The sequence below is a fragment of the Lysinibacillus sp. FSL R5-0849 genome (genome assembly GCF_038595075.1).
Lineage (GTDB): Bacteria > Bacillota > Bacilli > Bacillales_A > Planococcaceae > Lysinibacillus > Lysinibacillus fusiformis.
The window spans coordinates 2,683,139-2,704,055 of the sequence record NZ_CP152004.1; the positions used below are offsets into that span (position 1 = coordinate 2,683,139).

General features: G+C 36.5%; 25 protein-coding genes, 1 pseudogene and 1 riboswitch. Of the genes and pseudogenes, 11 read left to right on the forward strand and 15 right to left on the reverse strand.

Annotation, left to right across the window (positions count from 1 at the left end):
* Positions 1–37: 37 nt before the first annotated feature.
* The 3 genes from MKY80_RS13210 to MKY80_RS13220 all read right to left on the reverse strand — a co-directional run bounded on the left by MKY80_RS13210 (position 38) and on the right by MKY80_RS13220 (position 1,011).
* On the reverse strand, positions 38–298 hold the full coding sequence (locus tag MKY80_RS13210) for a hypothetical protein (RefSeq protein ID WP_342529673.1): 261 nt from the start codon (positions 296–298) through the stop codon (positions 38–40).
* 10 nt (positions 299–308) lie between these two features.
* The gene (locus MKY80_RS13215; RefSeq protein ID WP_309598893.1) at positions 309–419 is read right to left on the reverse strand and encodes a RusA family crossover junction endodeoxyribonuclease; all 111 of its coding nucleotides are present in this window, start codon (positions 417–419) and stop codon (positions 309–311) included.
* A gap of 226 nt (positions 420–645) precedes the next feature.
* Positions 646–1,011, reverse strand: coding sequence for a hypothetical protein (locus tag MKY80_RS13220; protein WP_008181425.1), 366 nt, complete (start codon positions 1,009–1,011; stop codon positions 646–648).
* Positions 1,012–1,762: 751 nt separating this feature from the next.
* Between MKY80_RS13220 and MKY80_RS13225 the strand changes: the two are divergent.
* Positions 1,763–2,712, forward strand: a pseudogene (locus tag MKY80_RS13225) (SDR family oxidoreductase).
* A 293-nt stretch (positions 2,713–3,005) separates the two neighbouring features.
* Here the strand turns inward: MKY80_RS13225 and MKY80_RS13230 are convergent.
* The gene (locus MKY80_RS13230) at positions 3,006–3,563 is read right to left on the reverse strand and encodes a GNAT family protein (RefSeq protein ID WP_090003314.1); all 558 of its coding nucleotides are present in this window, start codon (positions 3,561–3,563) and stop codon (positions 3,006–3,008) included.
* A gap of 269 nt (positions 3,564–3,832) precedes the next feature.
* A complete protein-coding gene (locus tag MKY80_RS13235) occupies positions 3,833–3,964 on the reverse strand; it encodes a hypothetical protein (RefSeq protein ID WP_255319035.1) in 132 nt (43 codons plus the stop codon).
* A gap of 270 nt (positions 3,965–4,234) precedes the next feature.
* On the opposite strand from MKY80_RS13235, the gene MKY80_RS13240 reads away from it, so the two are divergent.
* The 4 genes from MKY80_RS13240 (at position 4,235) to MKY80_RS13255 (ending at position 5,867) form a co-directional block, all read left to right on the forward strand.
* Entirely contained in the window at positions 4,235–4,459 is a 225-nt protein-coding gene (locus tag MKY80_RS13240; RefSeq protein ID WP_025117363.1) for a hypothetical protein, read from the forward strand.
* Positions 4,460–4,647: 188 nt separating this feature from the next.
* Complete coding sequence (locus MKY80_RS13245; protein ID WP_272898258.1) at positions 4,648–4,707, forward strand: YjcZ family sporulation protein; 60 nt, start codon at positions 4,648–4,650, stop codon at positions 4,705–4,707.
* A gap of 312 nt (positions 4,708–5,019) precedes the next feature.
* Positions 5,020–5,298 (forward strand): hypothetical protein, encoded by a 279-nt coding sequence (locus tag MKY80_RS13250; protein ID WP_008181928.1) that lies wholly within the window; start codon positions 5,020–5,022, stop codon positions 5,296–5,298.
* A gap of 92 nt (positions 5,299–5,390) precedes the next feature.
* Positions 5,391–5,867: a GNAT family protein gene (locus tag MKY80_RS13255; protein ID WP_036126585.1), complete on the forward strand. Its 477-nt coding sequence runs from the start codon at positions 5,391–5,393 to the stop codon at positions 5,865–5,867.
* A gap of 88 nt (positions 5,868–5,955) precedes the next feature.
* On the opposite strand, the gene MKY80_RS13260 is transcribed toward MKY80_RS13255, so the two are convergent.
* On the reverse strand, positions 5,956–6,312 hold the full coding sequence (locus MKY80_RS13260; protein WP_342529682.1) for a YolD-like family protein: 357 nt from the start codon (positions 6,310–6,312) through the stop codon (positions 5,956–5,958).
* A gap of 293 nt (positions 6,313–6,605) precedes the next feature.
* On the opposite strand from MKY80_RS13260, the gene MKY80_RS13265 reads away from it, so the two are divergent.
* Both MKY80_RS13265 and MKY80_RS13270 read left to right on the forward strand, forming a co-directional pair.
* A complete protein-coding gene (locus MKY80_RS13265) occupies positions 6,606–7,280 on the forward strand; it encodes a cupin domain-containing protein (RefSeq protein WP_237068898.1) in 675 nt (224 codons plus the stop codon).
* 107 nt (positions 7,281–7,387) lie between these two features.
* Positions 7,388–7,864, forward strand: coding sequence for a DUF3231 family protein (locus MKY80_RS13270; protein WP_008178489.1), 477 nt, complete (start codon positions 7,388–7,390; stop codon positions 7,862–7,864).
* A gap of 145 nt (positions 7,865–8,009) precedes the next feature.
* Here the strand turns inward: MKY80_RS13270 and MKY80_RS13275 are convergent, their stop codons facing one another.
* The 3 genes from MKY80_RS13275 to MKY80_RS13285 all read right to left on the reverse strand — a co-directional run bounded on the left by MKY80_RS13275 (position 8,010) and on the right by MKY80_RS13285 (position 12,434).
* Positions 8,010–10,616 carry a cation-translocating P-type ATPase gene (locus MKY80_RS13275; RefSeq protein ID WP_089987375.1) on the reverse strand — a complete coding sequence of 869 codons (2,607 nt, stop codon included), beginning with the start codon at positions 10,614–10,616 and terminating at the stop codon, positions 8,010–8,012.
* Positions 10,617–10,865: 249 nt separating this feature from the next.
* Entirely contained in the window at positions 10,866–11,153 is a 288-nt protein-coding gene (locus tag MKY80_RS13280) for a hypothetical protein (RefSeq protein ID WP_008178492.1), read from the reverse strand.
* Between the two features lie 90 nt (positions 11,154–11,243).
* On the reverse strand, positions 11,244–12,434 hold the full coding sequence (locus MKY80_RS13285; protein ID WP_025117356.1) for an MFS transporter: 1,191 nt from the start codon (positions 12,432–12,434) through the stop codon (positions 11,244–11,246).
* Positions 12,435–12,639: 205 nt separating this feature from the next.
* A riboswitch (purine riboswitch) is annotated at positions 12,640–12,739 on the reverse strand.
* A 160-nt stretch (positions 12,740–12,899) separates the two neighbouring features.
* Between MKY80_RS13285 and MKY80_RS13290 the strand changes: the two genes are divergently transcribed.
* Complete coding sequence (locus MKY80_RS13290) at positions 12,900–13,136, forward strand: hypothetical protein (protein ID WP_008178497.1); 237 nt, start codon at positions 12,900–12,902, stop codon at positions 13,134–13,136.
* A gap of 7 nt (positions 13,137–13,143) precedes the next feature.
* On the opposite strand, the gene lepB is transcribed toward MKY80_RS13290, so the two are convergent.
* The 3 genes from lepB to MKY80_RS13305 all read right to left on the reverse strand — a co-directional run bounded on the left by lepB (position 13,144) and on the right by MKY80_RS13305 (position 15,250).
* Complete coding sequence (gene lepB / locus MKY80_RS13295; protein ID WP_036126595.1) at positions 13,144–13,704, reverse strand: signal peptidase I; 561 nt, start codon at positions 13,702–13,704, stop codon at positions 13,144–13,146.
* Positions 13,705–13,855: 151 nt separating this feature from the next.
* Entirely contained in the window at positions 13,856–13,966 is a 111-nt protein-coding gene (locus tag MKY80_RS13300) for a hypothetical protein (RefSeq protein WP_008178501.1), read from the reverse strand.
* Positions 13,967–14,311: 345 nt separating this feature from the next.
* Positions 14,312–15,250: an LCP family protein gene (locus tag MKY80_RS13305; protein ID WP_089987376.1), complete on the reverse strand. Its 939-nt coding sequence runs from the start codon at positions 15,248–15,250 to the stop codon at positions 14,312–14,314.
* 302 nt (positions 15,251–15,552) lie between these two features.
* On the opposite strand from MKY80_RS13305, the gene MKY80_RS13310 reads away from it, so the two are divergent.
* Both MKY80_RS13310 and MKY80_RS13315 read left to right on the forward strand, forming a co-directional pair.
* On the forward strand, positions 15,553–16,638 hold the full coding sequence (locus tag MKY80_RS13310; protein ID WP_008178505.1) for an aminopeptidase P family protein: 1,086 nt from the start codon (positions 15,553–15,555) through the stop codon (positions 16,636–16,638).
* 14 nt (positions 16,639–16,652) lie between these two features.
* Positions 16,653–17,867 carry an aminotransferase class V-fold PLP-dependent enzyme gene (locus MKY80_RS13315; protein ID WP_342533054.1) on the forward strand — a complete coding sequence of 405 codons (1,215 nt, stop codon included), beginning with the start codon at positions 16,653–16,655 and terminating at the stop codon, positions 17,865–17,867.
* A 23-nt stretch (positions 17,868–17,890) separates the two neighbouring features.
* Here MKY80_RS13315 and MKY80_RS13320 read toward each other — a convergent pair whose 3' ends face one another.
* From MKY80_RS13320 to MKY80_RS13330, 3 genes are all read right to left on the reverse strand, one after another.
* The gene (locus MKY80_RS13320) at positions 17,891–18,664 is read right to left on the reverse strand and encodes an IclR family transcriptional regulator (protein WP_008178508.1); all 774 of its coding nucleotides are present in this window, start codon (positions 18,662–18,664) and stop codon (positions 17,891–17,893) included.
* A 318-nt stretch (positions 18,665–18,982) separates the two neighbouring features.
* Positions 18,983–19,384 carry a MarR family transcriptional regulator gene (locus tag MKY80_RS13325; protein WP_008178509.1) on the reverse strand — a complete coding sequence of 134 codons (402 nt, stop codon included), beginning with the start codon at positions 19,382–19,384 and terminating at the stop codon, positions 18,983–18,985.
* Positions 19,385–19,442: 58 nt separating this feature from the next.
* Complete coding sequence (locus MKY80_RS13330) at positions 19,443–20,198, reverse strand: SDR family oxidoreductase (protein WP_342529691.1); 756 nt, start codon at positions 20,196–20,198, stop codon at positions 19,443–19,445.
* Between the two features lie 216 nt (positions 20,199–20,414).
* On the opposite strand from MKY80_RS13330, the gene MKY80_RS13335 reads away from it, so the two are divergent.
* Positions 20,415–20,783 carry a hypothetical protein gene (locus MKY80_RS13335; RefSeq protein WP_008178511.1) on the forward strand — a complete coding sequence of 123 codons (369 nt, stop codon included), beginning with the start codon at positions 20,415–20,417 and terminating at the stop codon, positions 20,781–20,783.
* Positions 20,784–20,917 lie beyond the last annotated feature (134 nt).

Sequence of the window (20,917 nt, forward strand, 5' to 3'; positions counted from 1 at the left end):
CTTCAGTAAAATATTATCATCATATTTAAAATAATGTTCAGCAAGATTCCTCCTTCCTTGCTGAACATTTTCTTTTAACTACCACCTTCTTCTTACCTAACAACCCACCAGCTCTTGGCCCAATCCGTCCCGCCAACACAAGGTCCATAACAATTAAAGCTACATTAGCGTTACTGATTAAAAACCTTTGAGCTATCTTGTTGATTAAAAGCCCTAGTTTCCAAAGTGTAACAAAGATTTCAATATGCTTTGCTGTAAAATCAAACTTAACCGTTTCATGAGCATCACCAGTAAACAAAATGTATTTTTCATTTAATCGTCACCTCTGCTCTAGACTGCTCTGAATAAAACTTCCGTACATTCATCTCAACTATTTGTGAATCATCATTCCAAATGATTTTATTGCACTCACCCTTAATGTTTTAAATCAAGTTATCGAGATCCGGCTTTTTAGTTGGACATAATTCACCACTAGCTAAAAGCTTTCTCTTTGGCCCTGTACAAAGATTCTGTGGTGGCGAATTCTGAAAAATAAAATATTTGCAATGTTTGCAATTTTATCCTAGCTTCTTTAATACGATTTTTCAGCTTGGTTATACTGTATTAGTAATAAAAAGACACTCCTTCATAGGAATGTCTAAACATTTATCTATAAATATCTAATAAATTTAATAAGTACATTTCTGTTTCATTAATCGAAAGCATTATTTCTTTATGCAGTTGATCCTCCATACTATCTTCAGAAATAAACTGTAAGTATTTATTTACTTCTACAAAGAATTTTTCAAACTCTTGTAAGAATTCATCAATTTTTTGATCGCCAGGTGTTACAGATAGATAAATAGTTTTGAATAAATTAAAGTCACTATATGCATTACTTAAAAAATAGATAGCCAATATTTTATCGCTAGTGACATATGATTTTACAAAGGTCAGATTTTGTTTTAATTTATTCAATGAATTTATAAGATTTGTTGTTTGTTTTATCATATTTGCAGTATTACTATACATCTACTAACCACCTCCAATTTAATAATAAGCAAAAAATCACCAAATTGGAATAATATTCTGCATTTTTCATCTTTTAAAAACTTTATAGAATCTGCCATTGAATGAAGACATCGGTCCAAACACCAATAATCAGTAATACAAATACCCACCCTACCAACTGGATGTAGATTTTTAATAATGGGCTTTCCGCAAATCCTCTTGAAAAGGGGCTCACCTTTAAAACATCATGAGGATATTTCAACATTATATATGAAAAACTGCCAAAAATGAACGTTACCCATACAGCGGTCATGAACATTTCCTAGTGTCACTCCTAAACATCAAGATTCAACAATCGCATACTTATTATATTGATCCCCCTACACTCTTGTGCCATCGATGCTATTATGTCTAATTCCTCATTTATAACAAAATAAAAATGAGCTCGATCAAAACGTGAGCTCATAGACTCCTTTATCCTAATGGATAATAAGGTTCGTAAATGGGATGCCAATAATATGGGGGTCTAACACCAATACTCTGTGTAAACCAGCTGTAATTTAAATAATGAATGTTTAATTAATATACGTTATTTTCTAGTAACCGTGTCACTTCTGGGAAAAATTCTATCTCCATTCTAACCATCCCCCTGCGATGATGGTCTTTTTCTTGCTTTAACATACGAAGGTAATCAATCATAGTATATGTTGAAAAGGAGGGATTGGTTATTAACAATCCAAGTGACGGGCCAGCTCAAAATAACCAAGATTTAATGGAACAAATTCGTTTTTATCAAAAATGGTTTGAGGACAGTAAAAAAGAAGATCCATACCCTCAATATCCTGTCTATGGAAAGATTACGCAATATAAAGAAGTACCTCTTACCCAACCTGAACAAAGGCAGCTTCGTCAACCAGGGCTCGAAAGCTTAATGGTGCCGAAGCCTATCATTGAAAACCCTCATTATAAAGGTAGTGGAAAATTAAAAGGGAAAGTAGCCCTTATTACTGGGGGTGATAGTGGGATGGGTGCAGCTGCTGCGATTGCCTTTGCGGAAAGAGGAGGCCGACGTAGCAATTGCTTATTTAGATGAGCATAGGACGCTACTCGAACTAAAAATAGAATTGAGGAACTAGGAGAAAAATGTTTACTCCTTCCTGGGGATCTCCGTGAAAAAAAACATTGTGCAAATATTGTTTATGAAACCATTCATACGTTTGGACGCTTAGATATATTATGTAACCATGTTGGCATTCAGTTTCAACAAAATGACCTGACTGACATTACAGATGAACAATTCGATGAAACGTTTAAGCTTAATATTTATTCACATTTTTATACGACAAGAGCGGCCCTCCCTTATTTACAGGCTGGTAGCTACATAATTGGTACCGCATCTGTAGTAGCTTATGCTGGTGAGCCTTTATTAATCGATTACTCTGCCACAAAAGCAGCTGTCGTCGGCTGGACTCCTTCTTTAGCAAAGAGCATGGCTAAAAAGCAGATTCGCGTCAATGCAATTGCCCCGGTCGAATTTGGACACCATTAATCCCCTCCAGTTTTTCCTCTGACGAAAACGCATTGCACGGAGGGAATCTTTTTAACCGAATGGCACAGCCCTTTGAAGTGGCCCCGACATTCGTTTATTTAGCATCAGATGATTCTAGACATGTAATGGGACAGGTTTTACATGTGGATGGCGGAAAATCCACCAATTCGTAGCTACGTAAAGAAAACTCAGGCAACACGTAATTGTATGCTGAGTTTTTTTAATTTTTCTTTTCAATTTTTTATAGATGGTTCAAAAAAGATGTTAACGATTCAACTTTGCCTCTTTATTTCATTTACTTTTCAATTTATTGACAGTGGTTATGTTCATAACTACAACAACATACATTAATTGCGGGATAGCAACTTTAACATCGCCCCCAAGATGTTTTTGTACAACGCTATCCCAGCTTTACATCGTGGTTTTTGGCGATCATAATTCTCTCCTATCGGCTTTCTCTACGTTGTTATCCCTTCCGTAGTAAAGAATAAATCAACATATCTCTACATTCGCCAGTCACACTATGACATTCATATTGTCTTAAATAGCCCTCTTCTTTAAAATTGAATTTCGTTAATAACTTCCTTGATGCTATGTTTTCTTCAGCAACAATGGCTTGTATCCTCACTAACCCTAACTGATTAAATCCAATTGCCAATACTTCATTCATAGCTTCTGACATAATACCCTTATGCCAATATTTTTCTGATAACTCATAACCTATTTCAGCCCGTTTACCCTCAAATTCACTTAAAAATATAGTGCCTATCACCTCATCTGACATTTTATCAGCAATAGCAAAACGAATTATCCACCCCTTTTCAAAGCCCTCATTCCAAATATGAATGACCTCAATACTTCTTTCAATGGATTCTGGACCATTCCAATCCAAATAACGATAGATGTTTTCATTAGAATAATAATTGTATAATGATGGCGCATCGTCTCGTTTTAATTTTCTTAATCGAATTTGTTCTGTTTGGATGGTCGGAAATGACATGCCCAATAATTCAGTAAAATTCATCGCTCTCTCCCATTTGGTAATTCTTGTTATACCTGTAATATAGCTGATTATTAATTTTGATAAAACCTCAATATTCCTTCATAAAAGAAAAAAAGCCATCGCGATTTAAAAACGCAATGACTGTTGATTTGCTGCTTTTCTTTTTTCATTTAAAATGATTCTCTGGATGCTCTTTAGGGATAAATAATATTTTTCAGCTAGCGTTTCTCTAACCATTCCAGATAAAAAAACATTATAAATATTGGCATTTCTCAAATCCAATTCAGCTTTTATAGTGGTACGAGATCCCCAGCTTTATGTTGTTCTTTCCGCGGGATATAAATATATTCGCCATCCATATATTCCTGAATGGCCGCTAACAACTCTTCAGGTAAAATATGCTTTGCTTTTTTATAGCTCATGTTGCACTCCTAAATGTGTAGATTTTTTTAGGAAAAGCAACGGCTATGCTCAATATTTTTTTGCCATAGCCATTGCTATGCAAACATCATATATTTCCTCACGCAATTATCACCCCTTCATTCACGCCTTTTTATATCCATATTATAGCATATAAACCAATATTTTAATGGTGTAATTAATAGTCCACTTTAAAGTGATCCCACCTTAGGCATTCCCCTATGCACCTTTGACCATTACATTCATATAATTAGATTGAAGGGAGTGGCATAGTGCCTTGGCAACATAAAATTTACTATTTAATCGGGCAACCGGTCGGTGTTTCATTGACGAATGGGCAAGGAACATCTGGTGTTCTTTGTGGCGTTTCAGGTGGGAAGCTTCTTGTCCTCGAATATTTGTATCAAAGTCAATTTGCTTTAAAGCAGTATGATTTTCATATGATTCAAGATGTCAATGGTTTTCCGCCTTGTCAAACGCGGCAGCCGTTATATTAAAAACATCCGTGTAGGATGTTTTTTTGATGGCACCATTTAATATTAGTTACTTAGATGATGATCGCTCCTCCATTTGAATCTTATACATACAATTGATATGGAAACCTTTGTGGGATACTGTGGAAATGTAGGCAATTTCAATAATTATTTGTGGCGGAAATGATGGCAGTGGTAACAGTTCAACTTTCGTGCTCATCGTTGTCCTATTCATTCTTCTCAATATTGTTGGTGCAAGCTTCATTTGCTAATGGTCATATGAAGGCTTTAGCTTCTGTTTATTTCTAATGATGAAAAAGCTTAAAGCCTTTTTTATTTCCCCTTCACCCAATTCTAACCTGTTATGAGATAATAAAAATATATTTCTTACGCCATTGAAGATAGATAACTATCTCCAAATGATAACTTAACATAATAATAGTATTGTAAAGTTCTTTCTACTTTACATGACACTCCTTTATTGGTTCTAGGGGTCACTTTCATCCAAGTGGCCTCTTTTTGCATCCTTTTACTCTATTATAGATTTTCTAGAACTATCGTTTTAGTAGAGAGGAGGAAAACAAATGGGCATTAATTTAAATTTTTGGTCCTTTATTTTATCTTTAGGTTGCATCCTATTATTTTTTCTGTCCGGTTCCTTAAAAGACTTTTTTGTCACCTATGTCCATCTTCACCCATTGACACTGACAATGCTATTGTCAATCGTATGCTTCTACCTAAGTGTTGTAGGAATGAAAGATGTCAGAAATTTAGCGACCTTGCTGAGAGGCATTGTGACAATGGCTTTAACACTGATTTTAATTGTGAGTATTTCTTTTATTTTATTTTTTGGTAATTTATAAAGTAAAAGAACGCCAGCTTGCCTGATTATTAAACAAGCCTTCTTGACGAACATTTGTTCTATGTATACAATAATAAAAAAGGAGGCTTGTTTATGCAAGACACAATTAACATTGAATTAGTACATTTTTCAGAAGACTATGCAGACCAGTTAAATGAGTTTGAATTGCCCGTAGAACAGCACCAATTTACTGCCTTACCAAAAGAGATTACTATCGAAAAAGTGGGACAGTACCCTATTGTGATTTTAAGTAATAAAATACCTGTTGGTTTTTTCGTACTTCATACAACTGAAAGAGTACAGGAATATTCTAGCAATCCACAGGCGATGTTACTTACCGCTTTATCTATGGATCATAAACAGCAAGGTAAGGGTTATGCAAAAAAAGCAATGCTTTTACTGGCTGACTTTGTCAAGCATGAATTTAAAGAATTTAACGAAGTAGTGTTAGTGGTAAATCACAAAAATATCGCTGCGCAGAATTTGTATCTCAACGTAGGTTTTGAAGATAATGGTGAAAGACGAATGGGACCAATTGGTGAGCAAATAGTGATGCAATTGCACCTATAAGGAGACAGTCACTCATTTTAGATGTTCAAATGAGTGACTTTGTTATCCGCTGTCATTCGTACCATTCATTATTAGGCACTAAATTCACTCACTCGATTGTGCATTCAATACCGCTATTGCCATCCACCTCTATATAGCCAGCATAAATATATTTCAATGCGATATGTTTCGTTGTTGTAATCGTTTCTAGCAGAAGTTCCATCTCATTCATCTCTTTAATAATGCCACCATATTGAACAAAATTAGCCTCTTCCCAAATAGTTAACATAATATAGTTACGTTCTGCTAATGCACGTGTGATGGTTTGCTGTAATTCCTCCAGTTCCCATTCTGCACGTTCCCGTGGCGGTTCTGTCTGCACCTCTTGCTTCCACTTTTTCAAAAGCAGTAAATGCTCTGGAAGCATCATCGATGTCCATTTCATAGCTCCTCGATCTTTATTCATCTTATCTCACCCTTTCAGTTCAGTTACGGGGGACGCTTGCGAGAAAACTAAAACGTTGAAAGTCATGACTGCTTTGCTAAGATTTCCACGCCGCCCTCAAAACAAAACATACGTTCTTTTTATTATACGCACATACGTTCTTTAATAGCAGTGGTAATTTAATACAATTCCTCTAGCATATGCTTGCTAAGAGTTCTAGACAAACGCTAGGCATTTGTATAAGTCTATAAACATTTCAATCATAATCTGTGATGATGATGAATATCACAATTTTAGTGAGAAAGGATGTAAGTATTAACACAAATGTCGATTATACATCGCCTTCTGCAGAGTTTACCTTTGATGTCAACAAAAGTACGCTTTTTAAAAAAGATGCACGAAATTACATTAATATCCTTGGCGTAGAACAATTAAATACATTAGAAAATACATCTTTACTGGATATTTTTTTAAGCAAAGATAATGTCATTGAGCCACACTATCACCAAAATGCAGCTGAGCTTGTCTATTGTATTTCTGGTGCAGCAACGGTTTCCCTTTTAAATCCCTTTACAAAAAAACTTCAAAACTACCCGATTAAGCCTGGGCAAGTAGCTAATATCCCACAGGGCTGGTGGCATTATGAGGTTGCCACAGAGGATAACACCCATTTGCTTGCTATCTTTGACGCTCCAACACCAGAGGTTATTTTAGGCTCCGATATATTGAAATTTACACCTGCCAATATTATGGCGCATACCTATTGTTTAGATGAGGAACAATGGAAGAAAACCATTGCACCCATTGTTCCATCTACTTATATTGGGCCACCAAAAGGCTGTAATCGAGTGGAATCGGCAACTGATAATTCTTCATGCAAGCAAAAGAAGCCATCCATGAAACCATGTCCATACCCAAACCCATACCCTTATCCATATCCATACCATTACCCTTCCCCACATATGTATGCGTATGGCACGTATTATTAAAATACCCCTTGTATTAAACTTTTATTGTAAAAGATGAATAGAATGTCATAAACTGTTCCATCCTAATCTTAGATAAATACTAGGAGTTAGGAAGTGTCACAATAACGATGATAAATGACAAACTAGCATCATTACAATTTAAGGAGATGTTTAGGCTTTGGTCGCAGCTCGGTGTCAATCAAAGCTATATTGCTTCAAGCCATGCCTTTTTTAACCATACCCGAGATAAAAAATTAAAGATTATGATTTTGGAATTCATTCAATGTTTAAAAGAGGAAAATAAACAGCTGACATTATTATTAAAGGAAAATGGTGTTCTTGCCCCCACTACAACTATGTCATACAGTAAAATGAAAATGACGGATATACGTGGAAAATCCATCATTAATGATAGTGAAATTAGTGCCATTTTATCTATGAATATTGCTTCCTCTTTACTTGCTGTAAGCCAAGCATTGGAATTGTCAGTAAAGAAAAAGCATCTTGCCAAATATGGTGAACTCCATATGCGCTATGCTATACTTGGGTCTAAGTTGATCGAACTGAGTAAAATTAAAGGCTGGCTTCTAGCACCAGCCCAATAAAAATGTTGGCTGAACGAAATCATTCATTACGTTGCACATTATTAAATCTACTTTTAATAGTGTGTTTTTTGTACATTTTAAATATTAAACAATAGCAAAACCACCTACTCGTTATATGTAGGTGGTTTTAACATTCAATCATCTTCTATCGACTTCTTACAAACAGGAGCTTATACCATTGATTTACGAGGAACGGTAACACGGATAGACTATAAATAAAGCCTAATTGGGCAATTGTTAATGGAGCCACTTCAAAGACCGTTGTTAGCATTGGCATAAACAATACAATGTGCAAGCTTAGGACACCGATTAAAAATGCAATCCATGCATATTTATTCGAAAAGACACCAATCGTAAAGATCGATTGTTTAGCTCTGGAGTTAAAGCCATGCACTAATCTTGATAAACAAAGTGTTGTAAACGCCATTGTACTTGCCGTTAATGTATCGCCAGTTGATAATCCAATTTGAAAAGCAATGATGGTAGAGATGGCAATTAAAATTCCTTCTAGCACCACCTGTGTCGTAAATGATTTATTTAATAGAGGGGTATGAACATTTCTAGGCTTGTCCTTCATCGTTTTCTTATTATTCGGCTCTAATCCGATTGCGATTGCTGGAAGACTATCTGTTAATAGGTTGATGAATAATAGATGAACGGGTGCAAAAGGAACTGGTAAGCCGAGTACTGTAGCATATAGCACTACAAATATAGCTCCTGCATTCCCTGATAATAAGAACAAAATGGCATTTTTAATATTTGTATAGATGCTCCGACCATTGGCGATCGCCTTGACAATCGTAGAAAAATTATCATCTGTTAAAATCATGGATGAGGCATCTTTTGCGACCTCCGTCCCAGTCACTCCCATTGCCACCCCGATATCTGCTTGTTTTAGTGCCGGCCCATCATTGACGCCATCCCCTGTCATCGCGACAACATGACCCTTATCCTGCCACGCTTTGACGATACGAATCTTTTGAGCAGGTGTAACACGCGCATACACAGAATAATCATCAACTTTTTCCTGTAGCTCTTGATCTGTGAATTTTTCGAGAGCATGTCCTTCAATGGCTTCATCTGGATTTTTTAAAATCCCAATTTGTTGGGCAATCGCTGTAGCTGTAATTTTATGGTCACCTGTAATCATAACTGGCTTAATGCCTGCCTTAATACAATTTTCTACAGCTTCTTTGGACTCTTTTCTTGGTGGGTCCATCATAGCCACTAAGCCGACAAATATTAAATCTCTTTCTACTCTTGTATCAATTGTTTGCTGCGGTAAAACATCTTTGTAGGCAATGGCTATCACCCGTAAACCATTCCTCGAAAAATCATGATTGACCGCTTCGATTTTTTGGCGATGCTGAGCTGTCATCTCAAAAATGCCTGTTGCCGTTTTTATTCTAGTCACTTTAGGCAAGAGAACATCTAATGCTCCTTTAGTAATCATAACAGGCTGTTTATCTATTTTATTTACAGTACTCATAAGCTTTCGTGCCGAATCAAATGGAATTTCAGCTAGTCTTGGATATTGCTCGCGAATCATCAATTCATCTAAGCCGTAATGCTTTCCTAATTTCACAAGCGCTATTTCTGTCGGATCACCAATTTCCTTGTGCTCACGCTCGACAGCATCACTACATAAAAGTGCCTTTACCATCAGTTCTTTTTCCACTGAATTTGTTGGGTTTAGCCAATCATGAGGAATTTTTTTCTGATCGACAAAAACTTCCTGTACAACCATTTTATTTTCTGTTAAAGTACCCGTTTTATCAGAACAAATTACAGATACACTTCCTAAGCTTTCTACCGCATAAAGCTTACGGATAATGGCATTTTCCTTCGCCATCTTTTGTGTACCGAATGCTAAGACGATTGTAACGATGGAACTCAAAGCCTCAGGAATAGCTGCGACAGCTAGAGATACGGCAAACATAAAGGATTCTACTAATGCTCGTCCACGAATAAGATCAATTGTAAAAATGGCTAAGCAAATGATTGTAATACCTAATGCTAATTTTTCACCAAATTGATCCAGGCTAATTTGTAAAGGTGTTTTCTTTTCCTTAGCCGTATCGAGTAAATTAGCAATTTTCCCGATTTCAGTCTGCATCCCGATAGCTGTAACCATTACAATGCCTCGTCCATTGGTCACGAAGCTACCTGAATACACCATATTTTTCTTATCGGCAATCGTAACATTGTTTTTTCGAATAGGGTCAGTACTTTTGGCAACGGCAATTGATTCTCCAGTAAGAGAACTTTCATTGATATGCAAATTATGACTTTCCAATAGTCTGCCATCTGCATTGATGTAATCGCCAGCCTCTAACATAAGAAGATCCCCCACCACAATTTCCTCAGAAGGAATTTCCATAAGCTGATTATTACGCATTACTTTGGCAATCGGCGAGGTTAGCGCCTTCAGATTGTCTAAAGATTGTTCAGCTTTAACATGCTGTACCGTGCCTAAAATAGCATTTAGAAAAACAACAATCATGATGACAATTGTACTTTCTACCTCTCCAAGTAGAAAGGAAACGAAGGCAGCGACCAATAAAATAATGACTAATAAATCTTTGAATTGGCCCATAAAAACAGCCCATGTACTAGTCTTTTTACCTTCCTCTAATACGTTATAGCCATAGACTTGTTGCCTCTTTTGAACATCCCCATCGGTCAAGCCTTCTGTGGTGACGTTCAATATCTTCATGACTTCAGTAGACGATTGTTGATGATATTCAGTCATAGGGTTCTCCTTCCATTCACAAGATTTAAAGGTCACATACTATTTTCTGGAAAATAATAGGCACCATAAAATCTCAAACTTCATCAGTCTGTGTGAAATTCATTAACTACAACAATCTATTCCATAGTTAACTAGAGTATGATAATAAACTAGTGAGAAATTAATTTTTATAGAGAAAACTCAAATAGATTCACTTAGACAAAAAAAAGCACTGGGAATGTTTTATTTTCCCAATGCTTATAAAGGCAGTTATGATTGTATGGGTCTCTCTTTATGGGCCACTAATAAGTAATCCAAGGCACTCATGCGCGTAAGCTTGTGCGTGAACTTTATGGCATCTGCATGAGAGGCAAATGTAAAGTGTTCGAGTTCGTCTGTTGGTATAAAATGATCCACTGTTTTCCGAGTCAATTTTCGTACAGATAATGTGTGTGAATCCTCTTCATATAATATGATAGCACCTACATTTCTATAAAAAGTTTGATCAATCGTCGCGATGACTTTGACATTTTGAAAATCGGTTAAATCTACTTGCATCTATTACCAACCTCCTCTATCCTTACATTCGCTATCAGGCTGCTATTATCCTGCTATAGCAGGATCACTTTTGGATAATTTCACCATTTATTATGAGTGATGCTGCGCTGATGAATAATCCGCAGAATGCTCATGTGAGACAGGCGCTCTTTTAATGGAGAAGATAGCACATCCTAAAGCACAGAGAACTAATAGAGTTCCGAAACTTGCTAAATGCATGACAGAACCAGTAAAGGCAAATACGGCACCACCCAGCGCTGAGCCGATGGAAATCCCGATTTGAAGCGCAGCGGTATTTAAGCTTTGCTGTATATCGGATGATTGAGGATCTGCTTGAATTAAATAATTTTGTAATGGCGGTGTTAAAGCCCAGCTCAATGCTCCCCATAAAACGGTAAACAGTAAAAAGACCGGTAAGGCAATGACTGTATAAGGGATACTAAACAAGACAAGCGCAAATGTAGAGACGATTAAAATAAGGGCTTTACTTGTCCCGATTTTATCGCTCACCCAACCACCTACAGCATTACCGCTCACAGAGGCAATACCAAAGATTAAGTAACAAATACTAATCCATGAAGCATTCATATCAAAGGCTTCTACTAAAAAGGGTGTTAAATATGCGTAGAGCATATAATGACCTGCTAGCATAAACAAAGTCGTTAATTGCGCTGTAAGGATTTTTAAATTCGCCAATGACTTCATTTGCTTCTTCAGTGGTACGACTTCCCCGATTGGCATTTTGTCTAATAACAAAGCTATTAAAACCATTGAGATTGTTGAAAGAATACTAATGCCTAAAAATACGGCTCTCCAACCGAAAGCTTCCGTAATAAAAATCCCCATTGGCACACCGATAACAAGTGCAGAACTTACGCCCATAAAAACAAGCCCCAATGCTTTCGCACGGTGTCTAGGCTCTACAATTCTCGTTGTAATCGTTAATGATAGAACGATGACTAATGCTGTACTCATCGCTGTAAAAATTCGGGCAATTAGGACAACGGTGAACGTTGTACTAAAGAAGGTCATTAAATTACCTAATGTAAAAATAAATAAGGATATAAGGAATAAGCGTTTTCGTTCTACCTTCGCTGTCAAAGATAGTAGAACAGGCGCTGAAATCGCATAAACAAGTGCAAAAATAGTGATTAATTGCCCTGCTGTTGCTAAAGAAACATTCAAATCCTTTGCAATATTTGGTAGGATTCCACCTACGATTAATTCAACTAAACCTACTGCAAAGGTAGTCACCGCAAGAATATAAACTCTCCAATTCATTGAAATCTCCCTTTCGTTACATTTTCACTTTTATAGGAGATTTTTCATCAGCCATGATACTCCTGTCCAGATTTTGCAGAAGAACTTGCCACATAAGCTCTACTGCATAATCTGTAATATATGTTTGAGGCTGCATGAGCTTGATTCAGCAGACATTTCTATATCAACATCATGGGCTGCATCAAAATAAAAAAATCCTGACTACAAAAATGAAACAAAGTTTTGTAGTCAGGATTTTATGGTTCCTGGTAGAGACCCTCAATCCATATTATTGAGGTTATACAGTTCAAATATTTACTTTAGCTATAGTAGCACATGAAAAATTTATTGACAATACCTTTTTTTCATAGAGTTCATTTCATAAAAATTTCGTTTACTCGAGAGAAAATTTCGATTTTCTGCTTATATTTTGATGAATTTGACCATACATAATAACATACAATAACTATTTTACGAGGTGATTGTTTGCGAATAGTAGGATTTGTATGCTATTTTTTATTACTATTTTATGGTGTTGAATTAGTAGCCGAAGAGCTCACAATCGAAGAACCAGCTCTCAGTTCTCACATAAGAAGTAATCAAACCCCTATTAAAGAAACCGTTGAAAATTCAATGATTTGTGTTTATTATCCCTCTTATAAAATATGTAAAGATGTACCATCCCATAAAGAGAAAGAGGCCACTATTAAAGTAGCCTCTTAATCATTTCTTATTTTGAGCCAACGTGAAAATGCTTAAATGGATAGACGATTAATTTCGACTCGCCATAAACAGCATCCTCTGAAATTAAACCATAATGGCGACTATCACTACTTTTTAGGCGATTGTCCCCAAGCACAAAATACATGCCCTTTGGCACCTCTTTTTCATTCACTAATTGCTCTAATGTAAAGTTTTCAGTAATGCGTAATTGGTTAGGATCATCTGTTTCACGATTGACGTAATCTTCTTTGTAGGCTTTGCCATTCACATACAATACATCATCTTTCATTTCCACCTTATCACCTGGTACACCGATGACACGTTTAATATATAGTTCATCTTCTACAGGTGATTGGAAAACAATTTGATCAAAACGCTCGATTTTACTTGTTTTACTTACAATTATCACATCTTTATCATGGTAGGTTGGGTACATCGATGCCCCCTGTACTTTAATGGGGGCAAATAAAAATTGCTTACAGCCAAACACGACAATTGCTGTAATGACAATAATTTTGATGTAGGATAATAATTCTTTTTTAAAGCTTGTTGTTTTTTCCTCTTGCATGTTCATTCCCCGATACTGTTTTTTTAATAGTATAACATTTTCTATACTTCATTGACGAATGAATCACACAAATTGTTTCATTCGCCATAAAAAATAGACAAGGCTACTATGTAGCATTGTCTAGAAATATCTGATTCTGTTTATTTGCCAATTAAGAATGGTTAGATTGTGGAGCAACCTGTTGCTGCTCGTTCAATAAATCTACTGCTAATACGATACCAACTGGTAATGCAATTGCTAATAAAATTGTGCCTATAATCATCACAATCACTCCTTTGAACCATTTCTAATATCAGTATACATCGAATTTTCAGATATTTCAAGAAATATAGATAAATGATTCATGTCAAAAAAAATCATTCAACTAGGCATGCACCCTACATGAATGATTTTTTATGCACTACATAAATAATTTTAAACATAATATTTGTAGGCCTCTAATAGTTGAACGGACTGGATTTCTTCGCGTTTTGCGTTTAGGTACATAGCTTTGCATGCAATGATTAAGAGCTGTATACCTAAGGACCTGGGTCCTCCCATTCATTCATCTCCCTCCCTTCATGGCCAAAAATTTTACATATATATTATACTTGTTGTAAGCAAAAGCTTACTTGCTTTGTAAATGGTTTTTTAGATCGGCTTGTATTTTTTGAAGCTCTTCCTCGTTCGGAATGTAGTACCAAATGCGGTTAATCCTTTCACCATCACCTTGTTCAAATGATAATTGCTCAATACCCTTATCCATTTTCTTATAAATACCTTGAAGCTGAATAAGCTCTTTTACTGAGAAATTCATGCGAACGTTATCGCCTAAAACCGTCAGCATATCTGTTGCCTTTAATAATGTAGCCGGAGTTGAGGCCTTTTTCATAACCGCTTCAATAATTTGTCGCTGTCGAATTTGACGTCCAAAATCTCCTCGTGGATCTTCATAACGAATACGGGAAAAAATAAGTGCTTCATTACCATCTAATGTGATTTCTCCTTTTGGGTAATGATATTCGTCATAGGTTAAATCCATATCATTGTTAATTGTCACGCCACCAAGCGTATCTATAATTTGTAAAAAGCCCTCCATATTAATAAACACATAGTAATCAATCGGTATATTTAGAAAATTTTCTACCGTATCTACAGCCATTGGAACACCACCAAAAGCGTAGGCATGATTTATTTTATCAACGGTATCATGACCGACAATTTCTGTACGAGTATCACGGGGAATACTAAGCATTTTCATTGTTTGCTTTTCCGGATTCACAGTAATCACAATCATCGTATCAGAACGTCCACTATCATCTTTTCGTTCATCTACACCTAGCATCAGAACCGAGAAAGGTTCTTTTTTAATCACTGTTTTTTCTTCTAGCTGTGCTGCATCTGTTGTTTGTAAAAGTGGTGTATTTATTTTGTTCATTGTTTTTTGGATGGTAAAGTAGGCAGTTCCTATAAAAATTAAAAAAATAGTTAGTAGGCTACCAACGATCCACAGCCATAATTTTTTCTTGCTCTTTTTCTCTTTAGAGCGTTTCATGTTTTTTTCCATACGTTAGTCCTCTCTTGCTTAACAATTTTGCCCCTCTTTTTGACGTATTAAGTTGGAAAAAAGTTTATCTAGTCTACTTATATGCATATTAGACGAAAAAAAGACGTACACTAGTATTTACTTTATTTACCCCAAACTATTCCCACATTTGTTATTTCATTTCCTTTACTATTGTATGTTTCTCCGCTTTAATAAATTGAAAATTCATTATTGTTGATTTATACTATTTTTAAGATACAACGTCTCTATATTAGAAACGTTTTACCAACTTATTATTGCTTACCTTTAGGAGGAATCACCCTATGTTTCAAACAAGAAGAGAGAAGTTAGTTTCCCGTATGCAGCAGCATATGGATATAGCTATTTTGGTACCAGGGCCAAATATGCATTATTTTACTGGTCTTCATCTAAAGCAAAGTGAACGTCTAACATTTGCTGTTATAACGGCTAATAATGATTTATATTTTATTTTGCCACAAGTAGAACTGAATAAAGTTGATCTTAGCAATGGTGGCGTTATTTTATCCTATTCTGATGAGGAAGGGCCTACACTGGCGATTCAGCGACTAAAAAAGGAAATGGGAACATTGCAGACCATTGGTGTAGAATTTGACACTATGCGTGTCCATGAACAGAAATCGATTGAAATGCTTACATATGAAAACTTATCTGATATTGGCGAGTCCATTCGCGAATTACGCATGAAAAAAGATCTGCAAGAACTAGCCTACATGCGACAGGCTGTACAAATTGTCGAGGAAAGTCTTGCAGCTACTTTACCGACGATACAAGTGGGTGTGACCGAAATGGAAGTAGCAGCTCAATTGGAATATGAAATGAGACGTCGTGGTTCAGAAGGAACACCATTTGGCACTATTGTTGCTTCAGGTTATCGTGGTGCACTCCCACATGGCAGAGCAAGCACTAAAAAAATAGAAGCAGGCGAATTCATTGTCATTGATTTTGGTGCTATTTATAAGGGCTATGTGGCTGATATGACTAGAACAGTAGCTTTAGGAGATGTATCTCCAACGTTACAAAACATTTATAGCCTTGTTAAACAAGCCAATGAAGCAGCGATAGAAGCTATTAAGCCAGGGACGACTGCCCAAAGCCTAGATAGCATTGCAAGAGAAATTATTCGCGATGGTGGTTATGGTGACTATTTCACACATCGACTTGGTCATGGCATTGGTTTGAGCGCTCACGAAGAACCTTACTTAATGCAACGTAACTCACTTGTGTTAGAAGAAGGCATGGCATTTACTGTGGAGCCCGGAATTTATATACAGGATGTTGCCGGGGTTCGGATCGAGGATAATCTCATAGTTACGAATAATGGTTACGAGAATTTAATGACCTTTTCAAAAGAATTAATCATTTTATAAGGCTGGTGAATGCAATGATGGATATGATGACCATTCAAAAGGATATGCCCCTGCTAGAGCAATATATATATTTGAATACAGCTGCCGCTTCGGCCATGCCTCAGCCTGTAGTGAATGTTATGATAAGTTATCTTCAAAAACAGGCGAGTATCGGCCCTTATTTACCTTCTTTTCGTAAAGAAACGTATGAACAGGTAGAGCAAATTCGGGAAAAAACGGCTTTATTTATCGGTGCCAAAAAAGAGGAAATTGCCTTTGTACCAAATGGTTCAATGGCTATTAATTATATTTCAGGTGGCATAGATTGGCAATCAGATGATGAGGTGATCATACTTGATACAGAAATGTTAAGTAATTATGTACCTTGGCTTGCCCTTCAGCAACGAGGAGTTCACTTAAAAGTTTTGAAAACCAATGCGGACTATATAGTGGACTTACAAGAGCTTGAACAGCTCATAACGCCTCGTACAAGATTAATAGCCTTTGCCCATATGTCAAACGCTGCAGGTGCCCTTCAGCCAGCAAGGGAAATCTGTCAGCTTGCTCAACAATACAACGTGCTTACGTTCATTAATGCCAATCAAACAGTCGGTTTACTCCCTATCCATGTGGAAGAGCTAGGCTGTGATTTTTTAGTCGCTAGTGGGCGAAAGTGGCTACGTGGTCCAGAAGGCTCTGGTCTTTTATATGTGCGACAAGCCTTGATTCCAACCATTACCCCTATCATGATCGGCTGGGGTAGCACGAACTGGAATTATGAAAACAACGATTACTCATTCGTAGAGACAGCTAAACGTTTTGAGCCAGGCTGTCCTGTCATTCCAAGTATATTAGGGTTAGGGGCGGCCATCGATTACGCAAATGCGATTGGTATGCAGCCAATATATGAGCGTGTTCAACAGCTGACGAAGTATTTAATCGAGCAGCTTAAAACGATTCCAGGCATTGTCCTCTATGGCCCACAAAATAGCGAATATCGATTATCGGTTACACCCTTTAATATTGAGGGACTTGCTCCAGATGATGTTACTAATTTTTTAGCAGATCGAGGCATTATTATAGAAGCTGGTACTTTTATGGCTAATACTATCATGGAGCGCAATCATATTCGTAAAATGGCTCGCTTTTCACCTCATTATTTTAATACATTCGAAGAAATGGATAGCGCGGTAACCAGCATCAAGGAATTCATTGAGCTAACCAAAACAAAGGCCCCAGATAGTCATTAACTATCTCGGGCTTTTTTACATCCTTATTCTTGGTACAATTTAAAGCTATATTGATCGAAATATCGTTGAATATTCATCGCGCCGTACTGAAGAACGTTAATCATTTCAGGTAGCTTCTCCTCTGTTGGTTTACGATAAATTGGACCCGCAATGGTTAGAGAAGCAATCACTTCTTTTTTGCTATTAAAAAGAGGGACCCCTACCCCAAATACCGAGTGAGAATATTCTCCCGTAGTAAAGCACCAGCCTTGCTGTTGAATTTTCTCCAAATCGGCTAACATTTGATCAGGGTCTGTAATCGTTTCTGGGGTTACTTTTTTCATGCCATGGTCCATAATCTCTTTTTTCTTCTCCTCTGGAAGAAAAGCCATGATTGTTTTACATGATGCCCCGATATGTAATGGGGTGCGTGTGCCAATTGACACAGAAAACTTAATAGTTTGAGAACTCTCTGCAATCTCTACTGTCACGCCATCTGTGCCATCTAGCCATGTTAGAAATACGGATTCCTTAATGGCTTCAGCCAGATTTTTCATAATGGGTAATACAAAATCAGAAAGGTTTAATTTATCCTTTACCATCTGACCGTACTCTAGAAAACGAAGCCCAAGTTCATACTTCTTTGTCTCAGGGTGTTGAATTAGAAAGCCCTGATTTTCAAATGTAGCTAAAATCCTATAAATAATAGAATGGCTAATGTTCATTTCTTTCGCTAATTCTCGAACACCCCATGTAGGATTTTCTTTATTAAAATATTTTAGAACCTCTAATGAGTTATCTAATGTTTTTAATGTCATCTTACACCTCATATGTCTCTATAATAGAACCGTAATTGTATTATAAAATGAAGGCGGACAATTTTCAATAAATTCAACTATTTTACAAATTGATGCACATATTTTTTCTGCAAAGATACAACAACATTTAGTAGATGATCAGATGTACCTCTAGCTCGCTTTCCTGTTTATGGTATTTGACTAGTCTTGAGGCTATGCTTTCATTCCTTCTTGTTAGTTAATCAACAAATATACAATAAAAAATCAACCCACCTCTAAAAAATTGATCGAGGTGAGTTGATTTGGATAGGTCATCTTCTTACATAAAATAAATTTTAGTTATTCATTTTTATTTTGAATGCCCTGTACTAGCTTCTCTTGAATCTGTAAATATTGGGCAATTTCTGTATCATCTAATACTTCAAAAAGTTGTACAAAGACTTCTTTCCCTATAGATTGAGCCTTTGATAGGGCTACTTTTCCCTCATCAGTAATGTCCAGGCGAATGGTACGGCGATCAGATGGATCATACAGTCTTTCAGCTAATCCAAGCTTGACTAATTTTTCAGCAATGCTTGTCATTGCACCTTTTGTATAGCCAATGGTTTCAGCTAATTCTGCCTGTTTTTGAGGGCCTTTAACATGCAGCTCATTTAATACTAAAATTGGTGAAATTCCTAATGGATAAGGAAACGCTTTTGTAAAACGTATAATATTGGCGTTATTCACCTGTTCAATCATATGAATCAGTTTAAAAATACTTGTCTGTTTCAAAAAAATCCTCCTCAAACGCCTAGCATTAATGAAGCATTAATGAACCACCATCTACCATAATCGTTTGACCTGTAATGTATTGCGAATCGTCGGAAGCTAAGAAGACAGCTACTCGTCCGATATCCTGCTCAATATGACCAAAACGACCTAGTGGAATTTTATTTCTCACTGCTTCATAATACTCTGGCTGTGCTTTTGCCCATGCTTGTACACCTGGTGAATCTGCAAGTGGGCTAATGATATTGACGTTAATGCCATATCTGCCCCATTCATTTGCAGCAACACGAGAAATGCCTCGGATTGCTTCCTTAGCTGCAGCATAGGCTGCCTGTGTCTCATGGCCTTGGATACCTGCTCCAGATGCAAAGTTAATAATATTACCTTGTGTTTCTTTTAAATGTGGTAATGAAGCCTGCATTAAATAAAATGTCGGATAGAAACCTGTTCCAAATGATAAGTCAAGATCCGCTTGTGTTGTTTCTTCTATTGTAACTTGTTTCGCAGCATGAGCGTTATTAACTAGCACATCTAGTTTACCGTATTTTTCTACAACTGTATCGATAATTTTTGGTAATTGATCTCGTTCCATTAAATTCGCTTGCAAGAACATAGACTTTGGAGAAATTTGTTGTAAATCTTTCTCCATGGCTTCGCCTGCTTCTGCATTTAAGTCAACAATCGTGACAATGGCTCCTTCCTTTGCCATTGCTTTAGCCATACCACTGCCAATACCACCTGCACCACCAGTAATAATGACTACTTTGTTATCTAATTTACCCATTCATACACATCTCCTTCTAATCTATTCAAAAAATAGTTTAACATTAAACTATTTATATTTAAACTATTTTACTTCCGTCACAGCTCCCATTCTATTTCTGTTAGAAAAAACAACAAAAGACATATATTTTCAAATACATACAAGCATCATTTTTATTTGACACGAATATACTGTAGCAGCTAGCTAAATTCACTTTCAGGAAAGGAGTTGTTGAAAATGGGTGCTAAATGGATAAAGCTCTCAGTCTTCTATTTATTGATTGTTTTTGCTTTTGGACTGTTTATGCATTATACTGTTCAACTTCAATGGAAAGCGACACATGCTCATATTGGTGTGGTAGGTTGGCTGACTACTGGATTCATTGGTTTAATTTATTCAACTTATAAAGATGCTGCGGAAACAGGTCTCGCTAAAGCACAGTTCTGGCTTTATAATATTGGTCTTCCATTCCTATTAGTTGGAATGATGATGGTCTATCTAGATGTGCCACGGTGGTTATTTGAGCTATTCGTTTCAGGTGGCGGCATTGCTGTAGCCCTTTCCGTACTGTTATTCTTTGTCAATGTCTTTAAATATGTGAAATAAATAAAATGCCCTAATTTAGTAGAAGTGGGATTAGACTATAGATCAACTCTAAAACTTTTGAGTTGCCTATAGTCTTTTTTCATTTCCATGACAATCCATCAAGAGCAGTAAAATTCATGAAGAAAAGTACTAGT